Origin of the sequence: Psychrobacillus sp., assembly GCF_032154225.1 — a bacterium.
In the GTDB taxonomy this organism is placed as follows: domain Bacteria; phylum Bacillota; class Bacilli; order Bacillales_A; family Planococcaceae; genus Psychrobacillus.
Window position 1 is genome coordinate 41973 of record NZ_JALDYF010000019.1, and the last position, 16105, is coordinate 58077.

At 37.3% G+C, this 16105-nt stretch carries 13 protein-coding genes; 4 read left to right on the forward strand and 9 right to left on the reverse strand.

Annotated elements, in window-relative coordinates:
* The first annotated feature begins 412 nt into the window (after positions 1 to 412).
* Complete coding sequence (locus tag RUH95_RS18160; RefSeq protein WP_313894316.1) at positions 413 to 757, forward strand: helix-turn-helix domain-containing protein; 345 nt, start codon at positions 413 to 415, stop codon at positions 755 to 757.
* A 14-nt stretch (positions 758 to 771) separates the two neighbouring features.
* Positions 772 to 1233 (forward strand): ImmA/IrrE family metallo-endopeptidase, encoded by a 462-nt coding sequence (locus RUH95_RS18165; RefSeq protein ID WP_313894317.1) that lies wholly within the window; start codon positions 772 to 774, stop codon positions 1231 to 1233.
* 133 nt (positions 1234 to 1366) lie between these two features.
* On the opposite strand, the gene RUH95_RS18170 is transcribed toward RUH95_RS18165, so the two are convergent.
* The 7 genes from RUH95_RS18170 to RUH95_RS18200 form a co-directional block, all read right to left on the reverse strand.
* Entirely contained in the window at positions 1367 to 2671 is a 1305-nt protein-coding gene (locus RUH95_RS18170; RefSeq protein WP_313894318.1) for a D-serine ammonia-lyase, read from the reverse strand.
* A gap of 15 nt (positions 2672 to 2686) precedes the next feature.
* The gene (locus RUH95_RS18175) at positions 2687 to 3133 is read right to left on the reverse strand and encodes a GNAT family N-acetyltransferase (protein WP_313894319.1); all 447 of its coding nucleotides are present in this window, start codon (positions 3131 to 3133) and stop codon (positions 2687 to 2689) included.
* Positions 3134 to 3373: 240 nt separating this feature from the next.
* Complete coding sequence (trhO, locus tag RUH95_RS18180) at positions 3374 to 4330, reverse strand: oxygen-dependent tRNA uridine(34) hydroxylase TrhO (RefSeq protein ID WP_313894320.1); 957 nt, start codon at positions 4328 to 4330, stop codon at positions 3374 to 3376.
* A 90-nt stretch (positions 4331 to 4420) separates the two neighbouring features.
* A complete protein-coding gene (locus RUH95_RS18185) occupies positions 4421 to 4867 on the reverse strand; it encodes a YaiI/YqxD family protein (protein WP_313894321.1) in 447 nt (148 codons plus the stop codon).
* Positions 4868 to 4985: 118 nt separating this feature from the next.
* Positions 4986 to 6050 carry an ABC transporter substrate-binding protein gene (locus tag RUH95_RS18190; protein ID WP_313894345.1) on the reverse strand — a complete coding sequence of 355 codons (1065 nt, stop codon included), beginning with the start codon at positions 6048 to 6050 and terminating at the stop codon, positions 4986 to 4988.
* 39 nt (positions 6051 to 6089) lie between these two features.
* Positions 6090 to 6869 (reverse strand): ABC transporter ATP-binding protein, encoded by a 780-nt coding sequence (locus RUH95_RS18195; protein ID WP_313894322.1) that lies wholly within the window; start codon positions 6867 to 6869, stop codon positions 6090 to 6092.
* Between the two features lie 4 nt (positions 6870 to 6873).
* Positions 6874 to 7695, reverse strand: coding sequence for an ABC transporter permease (locus tag RUH95_RS18200; RefSeq protein WP_313894323.1), 822 nt, complete (start codon positions 7693 to 7695; stop codon positions 6874 to 6876).
* Positions 7696 to 7813: 118 nt separating this feature from the next.
* Between RUH95_RS18200 and RUH95_RS18205 the strand changes: the two genes are divergently transcribed.
* Entirely contained in the window at positions 7814 to 9115 is a 1302-nt protein-coding gene (locus RUH95_RS18205; protein ID WP_313894324.1) for a M48 family metallopeptidase, read from the forward strand.
* 464 nt (positions 9116 to 9579) lie between these two features.
* Here RUH95_RS18205 and RUH95_RS18210 read toward each other — a convergent pair whose 3' ends face one another.
* Positions 9580 to 12660 carry an SMC family ATPase gene (locus RUH95_RS18210; protein WP_313894325.1) on the reverse strand — a complete coding sequence of 1027 codons (3081 nt, stop codon included), beginning with the start codon at positions 12658 to 12660 and terminating at the stop codon, positions 9580 to 9582.
* A complete protein-coding gene (locus tag RUH95_RS18215; protein WP_313894326.1) occupies positions 12657 to 13820 on the reverse strand; it encodes an exonuclease SbcCD subunit D in 1164 nt (387 codons plus the stop codon). The genes RUH95_RS18210 and RUH95_RS18215 overlap by 4 nt, the downstream gene beginning before the upstream one ends.
* Positions 13821 to 13952: 132 nt before the next feature.
* On the opposite strand from RUH95_RS18215, the gene putP reads away from it, so the two are divergent.
* Positions 13953 to 15482: a sodium/proline symporter PutP gene (gene putP, locus RUH95_RS18220; protein WP_313894327.1), complete on the forward strand. Its 1530-nt coding sequence runs from the start codon at positions 13953 to 13955 to the stop codon at positions 15480 to 15482.
* Positions 15483 to 16105 lie beyond the last annotated feature (623 nt).

Genomic DNA, 16105 nt, shown 5'->3' on the forward strand with positions numbered 1-16105 from the left:
AAGTTTAAATTCCGCAAACGGAACAATTAGATAAATAAATTTTCTATCACCAACTCGAATCTTTAGACTATGTTCATCATAAAATTTGTTGTTAAAAATCAAACTCTTTTAATCAATTTTTTTCACATCTTGCCCAATATTTTCAAGGGATAGGACTGTCTCGCTTTCCCTCAAGAGTCGCCCCACTCCTCAGCGTCCTGAATTATAAAATCAGCTCACTTATCAAGACTTCTTTTTCAACCAACAGCCAAAACTATTTTTCCGTTTATGGAACAACATTAGCATAATATGTGCAACATATTATGTCAATAACTAAATTCCGAAAACGGAACATATTTAATATATTAGTTGCATTTACGGAAATACCATAATAATATAAGAGGTATAGATAAAATCTAAGGAGATAATACCAGTGAATAATTTCGGCGAACTATTAAAAGAACTAAGACTGAGCAGGAAACTAACTATTGAGCAATTGGTTGATTCTTTAAATTCTAAATACGGTGGAAAAATTAGTAAAAGCTCTATTAGCCGTTGGGAAAATGGAGAGGCCGATCCTAAGTTGGAGTTTGTTCGATTACTTGCAGACTTTTTTAAAGTTTCAGGACAGTACTTTTTAGGTGAGGATAATTCTGAAAAAACATTTGAAATTAAAAAAATTGAAACCATTGCCGCCCACATTGATGATGATGTCACAGAGGAAGAAATGGAAGACATTAAGAAATATATTGAGTTTATTAAATCCCAACGCGGTTAATTGGAGGTGTCTAGATGGGTTATGATCGACTGATACTGGAGTATCCAAACGTTAAAGTAATTGAAAAAGTACTGCCTAAAGGGCTTCCTGGTTTATATTACGATAACGTGATTGAAATTGATAAATTCAAAAACAAATATGAAAAGCATTGTATTTTAGCTGAAGAGCTTGGACATTACGAAACGACCTATGGAGATATAACAGAGTTTAATGATTTGAGAAATCTTAAACTAGAGAAAATTGCTCGAAGATGGGGATATGAGAAAATTGTTTCGTTAGACCAGCTAATTGATTGCTATGTAAAAGGACAAACCACATTAGAAGAAGTATGTACAAATCTCGAAATAACTCCAGAATATTTGAAAAGTGTTATTGATTATTACATCGAAAAATATGGTCTCTTTAAATTACACAAAGAATATAAAATTACATTTGAACCACTTAATATTAAAGTTTTAAAAAGTGAAAATAATTAAAGAGTGACTCAAAAAGTTGATTTAATGCTACTTTTCAAGTCACCATATTTCCAAATTACACTATTATTCAAGTTAATTATTATTAAAAAAGAGTGAATACATTTGTTGAAATGATGAAACTTGGAAAACGACTCTAATAGTTATGAGACTGTCTTCCTTTTTCATAGTATTCTTCCTTCGCTTCATCCGGAACCATGCCGCCACCTGTTGCCCAGACGATATGCGTGGCATTTTTTAAGCCAACTTCGTGCTTTGCAAGATGAATAGGTCCAGTCATTCCAGCAAGTGCAGAAGGTTCTAGCTGGATTTTTTCCGTGTCGGCTAAAATCGCCAGCAACTTATACATTGTTTCATCACTTATTGTGTAACTTCCACTTATTAAATGTTCGAGTGTTTTCCCTACAAATCCCGATGGTCGGCCAACTGCAAGTCCGTCAGCATCGGTTTTATTATCTAGCCCGATATCACTTACTGCGATCTTTTCATGTAGTCCCGTCATCATTCCAAGCAACATACAAGGTGAGTGCGTCGGCTCAGCAAAAAAGCAATGGACGTGATCGCCAAATAATAATTTCAAACCAAATGCAACGCCGCCAGGGCCACCGCCAACTCCACAAGGTAAGTAGACGAATAATGGATTGTGCTCATCAACCGTCTTCCCTAGCTGCTCTAGCTGTTTTTTTAATCTACTCGCTGCAACTGCATATCCAACGAATAGGTCGACGGAGTTTTCATCATCGATAAAAAAGCATGTCGGGTCTTTTTCAGCCTGTTTTCTGCCCTCTTCCACAGCAATGCTGTAGTCCGATGCATATTCAATAACCTCTACGCCTTTTGCGCGTAGCATATCTTTTTTCCATTGCTTCGCGTCACTCGACATATGTACAGTCACTCGGAAACCGAGTTTCGCACTCATTATTCCTATACTCAGTCCAAGGTTTCCTGTTGACCCTACTGCAATCGAATAGCCAGAGAAAAACTGCTTCATTTCATCTGTTGCAAGAACCGCATAATCGGCTGTTTCTGTTAATACCCCCCCACGAATTGCAAGCGTCTCCGCAATTTTTAACACTTCGTAAATTCCGCCTCTTGCTTTAATAGACCCAGAAATCGGCAAAGCATTATCACATTTCAATAAAAGCTCTCCGTCAAAGTCGACCGAAAGAAATTCTTTTAGTGCGGCTTCCATAGAAGGAATAGCGATAAGTGGTGACTCTATAATGCCATTTGTCACTGCTGTTTCCGGAAAAGCAACTTGCAAATAACTTGCGAATCGATCTAGCCGGTCACTTGCATCCTGCACCATTTCACTTGTAACAGATAACTTTTTTAAAGCTTCCGCTGTATTTGTTTTATTTGGATTAAACCAAATTACTTCTTCGGTCTTTTGTATTTTATCTATTAGAGGAAATTGCTCTCCTAGTTGTTGAATATTCATTTCTTAAAACCCTTTCTATTCTAGGCTCATCACATGTGTCGTATCTGGTGAGCGCTCATCAAATGTAAATCCATTCGCTCTGTAAAAAGCATCTGCTTTACTAGACTCTGTTCTCGTTGTAATTTCTTTAAACTGTCCTTTAGCGTCATCAAAAATCATTTTGCATAATTCGCTTCCGACACCCTTTCGACGATACTCTGGTAATGTGTAAAAACGATGTAGTCTAGCTGAATTATCATTTTCGGCACTTAGATTCCTATTTAGTCCGCCAATAGCAACTAGCTCCTGCTCATCCCACACCCCATAAAGTGCTTCACCTTGTTCACTGAAACGATTTGTTCCATCTTCATATTCTGATGCAAGCCTCGATACAAATCGATATCCTTCTTTTTCGCTTTCTTGAATAAGTTTGGTTACGTTGACTTCTTTCAAATCTGAAATTTTCTTCACTTCGATTGCCATTTACGTTTCCCCCATTCTATTTTTAAAAACGAACTCTATATTTACATTCGATATCGCATGCTGTTTTCCCTCTAAATTAAACCGATACTCTTTGAAATGGACATTTCAATAATACGAGTATATGGTTAATTGAAATTTTTTATCCGACATTGTATGAGTTTACTTTCCAATTAATCTCGAAAAAAAAGAAAAAGGCCGTCTCTAAGTAGAAAGACGACCTAGAAGACAACCTTTTTTATATTATACAGTTTCTTTAATAGCAGCTAATCTTGCTTCTACTTCTTCCACTGATAAATTATGCTCTACAATATAACGGTTGCGTGGATTCTCACGGCATTCATCCGAACAGCTACGTAAATATTTATGTTCATTTTCTTCCGAACATAAAATTTTATCGTTACATGCTGGATTCGCACAGTTTACATAACGCTCACATGGCTCGCCAGTAAAATGGTCTTTCCCAACAATTACATGCTCTACTTGGTTAATCGGCACAGCAATACGCTCGTCGAATACATACATTTGACCATCCCAAAGTTGACCTTTCACTTCTGGGTCTTTCGCATAAGTTGCAATACCACCATGTAATTGACCTACTCCTTCAAAACCTTCACGTACTAACCAGCCAGAGAATTTTTCACAACGAATTCCGCCTGTGCAATACGTTAAAACTTTTTTACCATCAAACATTTCTTTATTCTCAATCATCCAGTCTGGTAGATCACGGAAGTTGCGAATATCTGGACGGATCGCTCCACGGAAATGCCCTAAGTCAAATTCATAGTCATTACGAGCATCAATTACTACCGTATCCTCTGCTTGCATTTGTTCAAAAAATTCTTTTGGAGAAAGATACGTTCCAGTTAATTCATTCGGATTAATATCATCTGCCAATCCTAAATGAACGATTTCTTGCTTTGGACGAACATGCATTTTCTTGAATGCGTGTCCTTCCGCTTCATCTATTTTATACACCATGTCGGCAAACCGGTCGTCTGCTTTCATCATTTCAATGTATGCGTCGGTTTGTTCCGTTGTTCCCGAACATGTGCCGTTAATTCCTTCATCAGATACTAAAATACGCCCTTTTAATCCAATTTCTTTACAAGCAGCAAGATGTTCTTGTGCAAATGTTACTGGATCTTCTATTGGGACATATTTGTAGTAAAGTAATACTCTGTATGCATTTGTTTCCATTTTTTACTCCACCTTTTTTCAATTTAGTCCATTTTTTAATATACCAAAAATAAAGGTGGATGTTAACTATATTGGTCTAATTCGCAACAATCAGTTTCTTAAGACAACTTCACATAAATTGGTAAAACTCTTTTCAAATTTTTCATCATCTTCTTTTTGACGTTTTTTAGGCCCTTTCAAACGGCCTCCCGCTTGTCTAATTTTCTTGGCGATGTGGCGGTTATTTAATAATTGGTCAATATTATCAGATGTATACCAACGACCATTTTGATCGATTGCAAAGCCTTGTTTAGCTAATACCATCGCAGCAAGCCCATAATCCTGCGTCACGACAATGTCCCCTTTATTCACCTTATTGACTAATACAAAGTCGACGGCATCTGCTCCTTTAGAAACCATGATCGTTTCCGCCCCGTCACGTTGCATATAATGTGCTGTATCACATAATAACGTCACTTTTAACTTAAACTTTTTAGCTACAGCAATAGTCAAATCGACCACTGGACAACCATCCGCATCAACTAAAATACTTACCATTTCACGCACCTCATTTACCCATCAATATTCCCTCATTGTAGTACATTTCTTTAGAAAACGGAATAAGATGACTCCGTTCATATCGGGGTCATCTCGCTACCTTGTTCGCATACAAATCCTATCTTTCGTAAGCTCCTAAAATCTCTACTGCTTTTTCTGTAACAGATGTATCTACTGCTTTATCAAAGTCTACATCTCCACTAATTGCTCCATTTTCTTTATATACATCATACTGCTTCTTCACATCATCTAAAAACATTTTCCCATCAGGGTCTAAACCTGTTACAAATACCTTTTCCCATAGTGCTGGATCTTTTGATGCTGTATGCTTTGTCATAATGTCGATTATTTCTGCTTTTCCTTCCCCTTTAATAAAAGCATCATTGTAGTCACGTACGCCTTTTAAATACGCAGCCATAAATCGTAACGAAACATCTTTTTCTTCACTCATAAACTGAGGAGAACCAAGCACCATTGCAATTTGTGATTCTGGAGCATAATCCGTCGTATCTCCAAATCGTTCATGGAAGCCATTTGCAATACCTTGTGCTATGAGTGGCTCTATTTGTAATGCAGCATCAATCGAACCATTTTCAATTGCACCAAGCATACTTCCAAAATCTCCGAGCAATACAAACTCTACATCATCATTCGTCAATCCTGCATGCTTTAACATTTCTAAATAAATATATTCATCGATTGAGTTTTTAGAAGAAACGGCAATTTTTTTCCCTTTAAAGTCTTTGTATTCTTTTATTTGATCTTTCATATGATTACCAATAACGAATGAGAAATAAGACTTCCCAGGCACATTATGCCCTTTATCCGCAATAATTTTCACATCAATTCCTTGTGCTATTGCATTAAAGAAAGAAGCAGTGGAAACTCCTCCTGCAATATCTACTTCCCCGGAAGCAAGAGCAGGTAGCATTTCATCACTATTTGCAAATTGTGCAAATTCCACTTCAATATTGTAGTCCGCAAAATACCCTTTTTCTTTTGCAATATAAAACCCTGCTCCAGAAGCTGCACCATCTTCTGCTATAATAACTTTCACTTTTTTATCAAGTGGAGCTAAATCTCCAGAAGGATTATCCTTGCTCACATCATTATTTCCCGTGCTTACCGTTTCTTTCGAAGAACACGCACCTAATAAAAGAAGAATCGCTGCAAACATCATCATTCCGCTCTTACGAAAACCCTTTTTCACAAACTTCCTCCTCTATTTTCTTGATTTTTGCACCTCTTGCTGCAAATGATTCCAAATAATGATGAATTGCTCCGCCATTTCAGCATTTGCTCGCACCTGCTCCATCGTTCTTGGCCTCGGTACAGGTACGATAATTTCTTTTATAATTTCTCCAGGATGTGCACTCATTAAAACGATTCGATCGCTCAGCAATAAAGCCTCATCAATACTATGTGTAATAAATAAAACCGTTTTTTTCGTTTCATTCCAAATGGAAAGTAACTCTTCTTGCAATATGAATTTATTTTGCTCATCAAGTGCAGCAAATGGTTCATCCATGAGTAAAATTTCTGGGTCATTGGCAAATGCGCGTGCAATGCTAATCCGTTGTTTCATTCCCCCAGAAAGCTCTTTTGGATACAGTTTAGAGAAATGATTTAATCCTACTTTTTCCAAATAATAATCTGTTTGTTTTCGAACTATTTCTTTCGGAACATGTCGCATATTAAGTCCAAACGCGACATTTTCTTCGACCGTTAACCAAGGGATAACACCTTTTTCTTGAAATACCATTGACTGTAACGGGCGAGCATCAGAATCCGCTTCAATTCGAAAGGTTCCTGAACTCGGTTGCTCTAACCCTGCTAATATTCGTAGTAATGTTGTTTTTCCACAGCCACTTGGTCCAACTATGCAAACAAATTCCCCTTCTCTTACTTGAAGTGAAATATCTTTCATTGCCGTCACACTGTTTTGTTTTTTATAAAAGACTTTCGTCAAGTGCTCAATTGAAATTTTCACAGACTCACTCACTTTTTCACCTCCATGGGACGATTTTCTTTTGCAGCCCACGTAAGAACAGAGAAAAAAGGAAGCCAAAAAAGGAAATAAGTACTAATCCTACAAACATTTCTTTTAACATAAAAGCTTTGTAAGAAGTCCATATTAAATATCCAATTCCCGATGTAGCTCCCATCATTTCCGCAGCAACAATTGTTAAAAGTGCAATTGCCTGCCCCATCTGTATGCCTTCAAGCATGACAGGAAGTGCACCTGGAAATGCAATTTTAAAGAAAAAATCTTTTGAACTAGCTCCATAATTTTTCGCAACGTCTAAATGCACTCTTTCTATATTCATCACACCGGCAACTGTATTAATCACGACAGGGAAAAATACGCTACCTGCGATTGTCACGACTTTTGAAAAATCCCCAATGCCGAAGAGGATAATAATAATAGGCAATAATGCTAGCGTTGGTATTGGCATAAATGCCATAACAATCGGAGATATAAAATGTCTGATTGGTGCGTATAATCCCATTAGTAAACCAATGATTACTCCTGGAATTACACCCAATAAAAAGCCAGCAGCTATTCTATAGAGAGAAACCGAAATATGTGTCATTAACTGTCCATTTGCAGCAAGTTCGAAAAAGGTAGAGATAATAGCAGACGGCGGGGGAAAAAATCGAATATCCAGTATTCCAGTTTGAGAGAATAGTTCCCAAAGTAATAGGATGAATATGGGGGAAATAATTGTTAGTAATTGCTTCGCTCTCTCTTTTACTTGTTGCTTCTTCCATTCCTGTTGTTCCATTTCATAAGGATCATAAGGCATGAGCCTATTTTCATTGCGCATCTTTCACCACCTCTTGTAAAAATAATATGTAATGGGTAGTAAATGTGTGAAAGATTTAATTGACTAATGAAACACTATTTGGTAAATTTAAAAATATTTGAATAGGAGTGAAGTATACGTGACGCAAAGAGAGTTAACATCTAATAGAGAAACACCTTATTTCGTTATAAGCGTTATTTTTAGTTTGTTTTTATACATACTTGCCGCTGTTTCATTGATTGGAATTGCTATAGTACTTGTTCTTTTAGCTATTATTTTATATGCCAATATGGTGATGCTTGGATCAATTCGAGGTAATGGAATACGCATTAGTGAAAAGCAATTTCCCGATATTTATGAACGAGTTGTTGAGCTATCCACACAAATGAATTTGAAAAAAGTTCCTGATGTATTTGTTATTCATTCAGAAGGTGCTTTTAATGCATTTGCAACAAGATTCCTAGGAAGAAATATGGTTGTTATTTATTCAGAAGTGTTTGAGCTTGCTAGAGAACAAGGCGAAGCAGAATTAGATTTTATCGTCGCGCATGAACTTAGCCATATTAAACGCAGACATGTGTGGAAAAGTATATTAACGATGCCAGCAGCGTTTATTCCATTTCTATCTCAAGCGTATAGTCGCTCTTGTGAATATACATGTGACCGTGAAGCTGCATACATGATTCAAAATGGAGTAGCTGCGAAGCAAGCACTAACGATTCTTGCAGTCGGAAAACAGTTATATAAAGAAGTGAATGAAGATGCATATTTAGAACAAATCCATACAGAATCTAATGTGGCGGTTTGGTTAGGTGAAGTTTTATCTAGTCATCCACTTCTTCCAAAACGAATACAAGCAGTTGGTAAGTTTATGGACGTAGAAGGAACGCCATCTTACTACACCAATTCATCCAAAATTGCGCTTGGTGTAGGTGCTTTAATAGGTATATTCTTTGTAGCATATATTGGAGTTATAGTTCTTTTCACTACTGGTGCTATTACTTACGCTAATTTATTTTCAGGAAGTATTCTTGGAGAAACATTTGATACAGACACTAGCGAAGAATACGATTATGATATGACGCTTCTAATGGAGGCGGTTAATAATGGCGATGAAAATCAAGTACATGATCTCATTGCAAGCGGGGTAAATTTAGAAGAAGCAGATTCTATGGGAACTACTGCACTTCTTCACGCAGTGTATATGAATGATGATTCGATTGCACAAATATTGCTAGATGCAGGTGCTGATCCAAATACGTTTGATAGTTATTCCAACGCACTAACTGCCGCTTTATACAATGAAAATTATTATTTAGCTACACTTCTTTATGAATCCGGCGCAGACCCTACTGTTCTTGATCATGATGGCTTTTCTGGCTTTAGTTCGGTCGGCGTCAACAATGTAGAGGACTTTGAAGCGATTTTGTATAACGAATAAAATATAATACAAATAAAATAAACATAGTCATTTGTTCGCCAAGTGACTATGTTTATTTGTTTCTGATAGTGATTAACTACCTTATTTTTACTTAAACATAGTCATTTCTGTAGTAAATGACTATGTTTACGTTTAAAATGAATATATTAATCTCAACCTATATCAATTCAGAATACAAAAGCATAAAAAAACTAAGGAGAGCGAAGCCTAATACAATTATTAGAGGAAACCTCTCTTTATTTTCCTGGATTCGATTCATTTTAATCAATAACGCTATACCAAGAGAAATACTTATACCCAAAAGAATAATTGGAAGCATAGTTAACAAAACCATTCCCCTTTCTCACCTAGACTTATTTAACAACAAACCTCGTTTTACATTGAAAAAAGTGGTATAGATTTATTATTTCAGATAATCGGTTGAATACCGTGAAGAATCGGTCGAATCAAACCACCGCAACTCCCTATTTAACAACAAACCTAGTTTTACTATACCCCTCTTTTTGCTTCTCTACTTCCAAAATAGCTGGCATTGCTGCCTTCAACTCTGCAACATGTGAAATAACACCAATCATCCGTCCAGATTTTTGTAAATCGACTAGTGTATCGATTGCTTTGTTCAACGACTCTTCATCCAATGAACCAAATCCTTCGTCGATAAACATCGTATCAATTCGAATACTGCCTTGAAAGCTTTGAATAACATCCGCCATTCCTAATGCTAAACATAAAGAAGCGTTGAACTTTTCCCCACCTGATAAAGTTTTGACGTCTCTTGTTTGTCCTGTGTAGGCATCATATACATCTAGCCCTAGACCACTTTGCTTACCATGTGTTTCTTGACGTTCACTTCTAATCAGTTGGAATTGCCCATTTGACATATGTTTCAATCGTTCATTTGCCGCTTGGACAATTTGTTCTAAATACTCCATTTGAATATAGCGTTCAAAGGATATTTTCTGTTGATTTTGCCCTCTTAGTACGTCATATAAGTCGATTATCTGATGCACTCGCTGCTCCAAAATAGTAATTCGATCACTTGTAGAAGTAATCTTTTCCTCCAGTTTCAAGCCTGCTTGCTCATAATCTTTGGAGCCATTTAACATATTTAATGCCCGTTCATATGCTTCTTTTAATTGCACTAATGCATCTTCCATCGGTGCAAGCTCAACTCTTTCATTATCTGCAAGCTGAGCTTTTCCTTCTCTCACTTGTTCTGTCAATGTATGAAGTGTTTGCTTATACGAGGTGCACCATTCTTTTAAAGTAAATCGATCGCCCTCAGACAGTTTAGCTTTCACGTATACTTCAATCGAGCCAAAGCTAGACTTCGCTAATGCTTCATTCAATTGCATGTAGGCTTTGTTGCATTTTTCACTCGTCTCTTTTTCTGCCATTACAGCATGTTCGAGTGCTAATTGCGCTTTTGTAAAAGCTTCTGTTGCCAGTTGAAGCTGCTTTTGGGCAATGTTCCAATCATTTTCTAGTTGCTCTTTATGCCCCGTTGCCATGCTAATTTGGCTTTTCAGTTCATTTAATGTTGGAATATGAGCTGGGATGGCAGTTTGTTTCGATTCGTACACTGCTTTTACTTGCTCTAGCTGACTCTTTTGTTGTAGATAAATTGTCTCCATCTTCACTTTTTCTTGCTCTAGTTTCTCTAACTTTAGGAAATTATTTTTATATATCTCTTTTTGTGAATTAAGTTTCTCTTTTTCTACACGAAGATTCTTTATTTCAACTTGAAGATTTTCAACACTTTCTTTCAGCTGATTTGCCTCTATTAAAGATACGTGAAGCTCGTCTAGTTTTGCAGTAAGCTTTTGGCCATTTTCTTCTGCTGCTTCTTTTTTTGCCTGGATTGTTAAAGAGCTAGACTCTTGCTTGTTAAGTTGTTCTTTTAATTGTTTTAGCTCTTCTTCGTCTATGGCCTGTTCATGCATGTCGACTCCTGTTAGCTGATGCTCCGTGCTTCCACAAACCGGACATGCTTCCCCAGAAAGAAGTTGGGATGCAAGAATACTCGCTTGGTTGCTCATCCACTTTCGTTCTTCCAAACGATAAGCTTCCAACATTACTTGAAAAATTTGCTCTTGTTTCGTTTCTTCTATTTGAAATGCATTCAATTGTTTTTCATTTGCCAAATATTCTTGTAGCCCATTAAATTGCGCTTGTAATAATGTCAGTTGCTGTACTTTTTCATCGAGCGGTTCTACTAACTGCTCCAATTGCTCTATTTTTTCTTTTTGCGCATTATGCGATTCTTTTTCCGCTGCGAAAAGATTCACTTTTAGTCGCACTTGATCTGCTAGTTCTGTAGCCTGCTTCTCCAGATCAAGCACTTCTATTCTTTTTACTTCAAGTTCTTCAAATAAAGGCAGTAACGCATTTAACTGAATGAGTGCTTCTACGCTTTTTTCCCGTTCCTCTTTTTTAGCATCCTCACTTGTATACGTATTTTCTACTCGTTTTGCAGCTTCTTCCGTTAGAAGGACACCTTTTTTCGACACTTCTAGCAATTGGAGTTTAGTATGTGCTTCCGCTTTTAATTCACTATAATAAACTTCTATTGGTTCAATAGAACTCGCTCGTTCCGCAGCTTCTAATTGACGCTGTTTTTGCTCATATTCTACAGATTGCTCCTGTAGCGTTTTTAGCCTCTCGCTCTTTTCTTCCAGTTCGATAAATCGTGCATTCACTGCTTTTGCTTCATGATAAGCTGCTTGTTTATCAGAATGCTTGGCGTATGCTTTACGGTAAGCAAGTTCATCTTCCTGTATCTTTGCTGAATAAAAAGCCGTTTCTTCCTTTAATGCATCGATTAAATGGAACAAGTTAAAGTTTCCAGACCCAATCAATTGAAAGACGCTAGAATCTCGCATTGGAAAAGAAGCAACAATCTGTTCTGTATAGCTATTTCGAGTCGATTCTTCTTTTGTTAATTCCGCTTCAGCAAGAAGCTTTTTGTCTTTTAATCGTTCACTTATCATTTTATACGGTTCAGTTTTGAAAATTTTACGTAAAATAGCTTCTTTATTTTCCGTTTGGGAGGTAAGTAGCTTTCGGAACTCTCCTTGTGGTAGCATCACAATTTGACTAAACTGATCGAGTGAAAGACCGATGATGTCTTCTATCTTTTTATTAATTTCTGAAACAATTTGTCTTTCTACTACAGGCACTTCACCTGATCCTTTCCTTTCGAAAAATTCGTATCGTTCGCCTGTTGCACTTTTATTCCCCTTTTTCACATGAGGAAGCTGGCGTAAAATTCGGTATACACGACCATGTATTTCAAACGTTAACTCCACGGATGTATGTGTTTCGTCTGCAGCAAAGTCACTTCGCATCATTTTCGTATCACGTCGATCTTCTCCGCTACCATATCCATATAGCGCAAAACAAATACCATCGAAAATCGTCGTTTTTCCTGCGCCAGTGGCACCCGAAATAACAAATAATCGATTACCTTTTAACTCAGAAAAGTCGATTGTCTCCGTAAATTTATATGGGCCGAACGCAGTCATTTTTAATTGAATTGGTTTCACGCTTCACTTCCTCCTTCCCGCTCATCACTTAATAATTGATCTAACACTTCTTTAAACAATGCCTCTGTTTCTTCGGATGGGGTTTTCCCGCTCACTTCCGTATAAAATGCTTGGAACAGTGTAACGTCGTCCATCTTTCTGCGAGAAACAGGCTTCTCACCCTCTTCTGGTGTAGATGTAAACGTTTTTCGTTCTACATGCATCGCATTTGGATATACTGTGCGAACTTGCTCCATCGGCGATAGAATGGGTGTTTCATCTAGCAACTTTACGAATACAAAATCTTCACTGACAGAGTGCTTCAAAATTGCATTCATATAACCTTCTACTGTGCGCATATCTCGTCTAGGTGTTAGTAATAGTTTTTCAAGCGTGACTTTTCCTTCATCATCCAGATGAACAATATAAAAACCTTTTTTATGATGCTCTTCAGAAATGGAATATTTTAATGGAGATCCTGCGTATTGAATCGTTTCATTTAACACATAATGTGCTTGGTGAAGATGTCCAAGCGCAGTGTAATGAAAGCTGTTAAATAATGCAGCATCCACATATTCTGCTCCACCAATTGCAAGTGGACGCTCAGAATCACTCGTATTCCCCTCTTCCTGGCCGTGAGGAGTAACAAAAGCATGTCCTACAAATACATGCCTTTTTGTCGAATCTAACTTTTTTTCAATTTCTTGTACGATTTTTTTCATTGCTTCTTGATGCGTTGTTACTTGATCGTCTTCGAATATAAAACGTACTTGGGAGGGATCAGCGTATGGTATTAGGTGGAAATGTACTTCACCGTGTTCATCATTTATAACAACTGGTTTTAAGTCTTTCTCTAATTGACCAACCATATGCAAACCAGTTTCTTTCATTAATTGGCTTCCAAAGTTTAAACGACCTGGACTATCGTGATTACCAGCGATGCTTAATACTGGAACTTTATGTTGTAAAACGATTTCTGCTAATAGTTCATCTAATAAATTCACCGCTTCTGTCGGTGGTACTGCACGATCGTATAAGTCGCCTGCAATAATAATGGCATCTGGTTTCTCTGTTTCGATAGCTTGCATGAATTGTTTGAGAACGAATCGCTGTTCATCTGTCATGTAGATACCTTGTACTAATTTTCCTAAATGCCAATCTGCGGTGTGAAAAAATTTCATAGGAATAGCTCCCTTCTTGCTTCTTTTAGTTTATTTTAACAGAATAATGTACTTGTAAAATGTGACATTTCCATATTTTCTATGCACCATATCGGTTGACATGGTATTATGTTTGAGGAAGGAGGATGTTTTATGTCAACAGAAGCTTATCAATTAACTGCCATAATTATTTATATGGCCGCAATGCTTATTATCGGTTGGTATTCATATAGAAAAACTGCAAACCTTACAGACTACATGCTCGGTGGACGTTCACTTGGACCAGCTGTAACTGCATTGAGTGCCGGAGCTGCCGATATGTCCGGTTGGTTATTAATGGGGTTACCTGGAGCAATATATCTTTCAGGTATGGGTGAAGCTTGGATTGCAATCGGTCTTTCCATCGGTGCTTATTTAAACTGGTTATTCGTTGCACCAAGACTACGTGTATACACACAAGTATCGAGTAATTCCATTACAATTCCAAGTTATTTACAAAGTCGCTTAAAGGATTCGTCAAACTTATTACGAATTGCCTCGGGCCTTATTATATTGCTTTTCTTTACGTTTTACGTGTCTTCTGGAATGGTAGCAGGAGGAGTATTTTTCGAAAGCTCTTTTGGTCTTGATTATCATACTGGATTACTAATCGTTTCGGCAGTTGTAGTAGCATATACATTATTCGGAGGTTTCTTAGCAGTAAGTTACACCGATTTCCTTCAAGGTTTATTAATGTTCTTAGCTCTTATTGCTATACCTGTTGTTGGAGTATTTATGACAGGTGGAATTGGTGAAACTGTAGAATCTATCAAATCTGTTAATCCTTCGCATTTGAGTCTTTTTGCAGGGACAACAACAATAGGTATTATTTCTACTCTTGCATGGGGACTTGGCTACTTTGGTCAACCTCATATTATTGTTCGCTTTATGGCAATTAGTTCTGTTAAAGAAACAAAACAAGCTCGTCGAATCGGTATTGGTTGGATGGTTTTAAGTTTGGGTGGGGCGATTGCAACTGCTTTGGTAGGTGTTGCTTACTTCGTACAAAATCCAGATGCAACATTGACTAGTCCAGAAGCTGTTTTCATCGCACTGGGACAAGTTATTTTCCATCCATTTATCGCTGGACTTATGCTTGCAGCCGTTTTAGCGGCAATTATGAGTACGATCGCATCTCAACTAATTGTAACATCTTCTGCTTTGGTCGAGGATTTATACAAAGCCATTATTAGAACAGATGCTCCGGATAAAACATATGTGAATCTTGGAAGAATGGCAGTACTTTTCGTTTCAATCGCTGCAGCAATTCTTGCTTGGGGAGAAAATGATACAATTCTGCAGCTTGTTTCGTTTGCATGGGCAGGCTTTGGGGCTTCGTTTGGACCAGTCATCTTGCTAACACTTTACTGGAAAAAAATTACCTCTTCTGGCGCAGTAGCAGGTATGGTTGTTGGTGCAGTAACTGTTTTAGTTTGGGAAACAATTGACAAGTTTTCAGTTTCATTAGATGGAATCTTTCCAGATTTCGTTTTATTATCAATTGATTCTTTATATGAAATCGTTCCTGGTTTCGTTTTAGGATTAATCGCTACAGTCGTTGTTAGCTTATTGACTTACAAACCAAATGCTGAGATTGAGAAAGAATTTGATGAAACTGTCCGTTTATTAAAACGTGATCGCTAAGTAAAAACTCTTAGCGTTGCAGTTTCCGGCTCGCTCTAGGCTTCCCATTGAGCTATATGATGAACGGAAAAACTTAACTTGTTGGTCGATCATCGTATAGCAAATGTCCGCCTTCCGCTCGCCAAAAAATTCAGTACCAAGCAGTTAAGTGCTTTTGGCAATTGGAGAAGCAAGTCACATTCTATATAATATGGAGGCCGCCAAAGATGCATTTTGGCGGCTCTTTGTATTTTTTCAAAGGACACTTCTACACGTTGATCCATTGTATAAGTAAAAACCAGCTTTACCTATTTAACACGAAGGACTGAATAATTAATTGTTTTTATTCTAAACAGATTAGATTCGCTTTTTACTGTCTAAAAAGCAAAGAAGTGCATACTTCGTAAAAACACTAGAAAGAATATGACTACATTCTTCAAAATTAGATGGAATGTAGTTCAAAGCGGCAACTCTAGCGGAATTAGCGGATTTTTTTTGCACCAATAGCGAATCGTCAGGTGCACCAAGCTGAAAGCCATGCGGGAGCACGCTTTTTTGGTCATCGAGTAGTCAACTGGACATCTAGTTTGTACTATCTGACCTATATGATATTCGTCATACTTATGACTTGACGTTTATGCCTA

What these genes read in the sequence shown, in the direction of transcription:
- RUH95_RS18165 (WP_313894317.1), top strand. Translation starts at nt 772, where the DNA reads ATGGGTTATGATCGACTGATACTGGAGTATCCAAACGTTAAAGTAATT.
- RUH95_RS18170 (WP_313894318.1), bottom strand. Translation starts at nt 2,671, where the DNA reads ATGAATATTCAACAACTAGGAGAGCAATTTCCTCTAATAGATAAAATA.
- RUH95_RS18175 (WP_313894319.1), bottom strand. Translation starts at nt 3,133, where the DNA reads ATGGCAATCGAAGTGAAGAAAATTTCAGATTTGAAAGAAGTCAACGTA.
- trhO (WP_313894320.1), bottom strand. Translation starts at nt 4,330, where the DNA reads ATGGAAACAAATGCATACAGAGTATTACTTTACTACAAATATGTCCCA.
- RUH95_RS18185 (WP_313894321.1), bottom strand. Translation starts at nt 4,867, where the DNA reads ATGGTAAGTATTTTAGTTGATGCGGATGGTTGTCCAGTGGTCGATTTG.
- RUH95_RS18190 (WP_313894345.1), bottom strand. Translation starts at nt 6,050, where the DNA reads ATGATGATGTTTGCAGCGATTCTTCTTTTATTAGGTGCGTGTTCTTCG.
- RUH95_RS18200 (WP_313894323.1), bottom strand. Translation starts at nt 7,695, where the DNA reads ATGCGCAATGAAAATAGGCTCATGCCTTATGATCCTTATGAAATGGAA.
- RUH95_RS18215 (WP_313894326.1), bottom strand. Translation starts at nt 13,820, where the DNA reads ATGAAATTTTTTCACACCGCAGATTGGCATTTAGGAAAATTAGTACAA.
- putP (WP_313894327.1), top strand. Translation starts at nt 13,953, where the DNA reads ATGTCAACAGAAGCTTATCAATTAACTGCCATAATTATTTATATGGCC.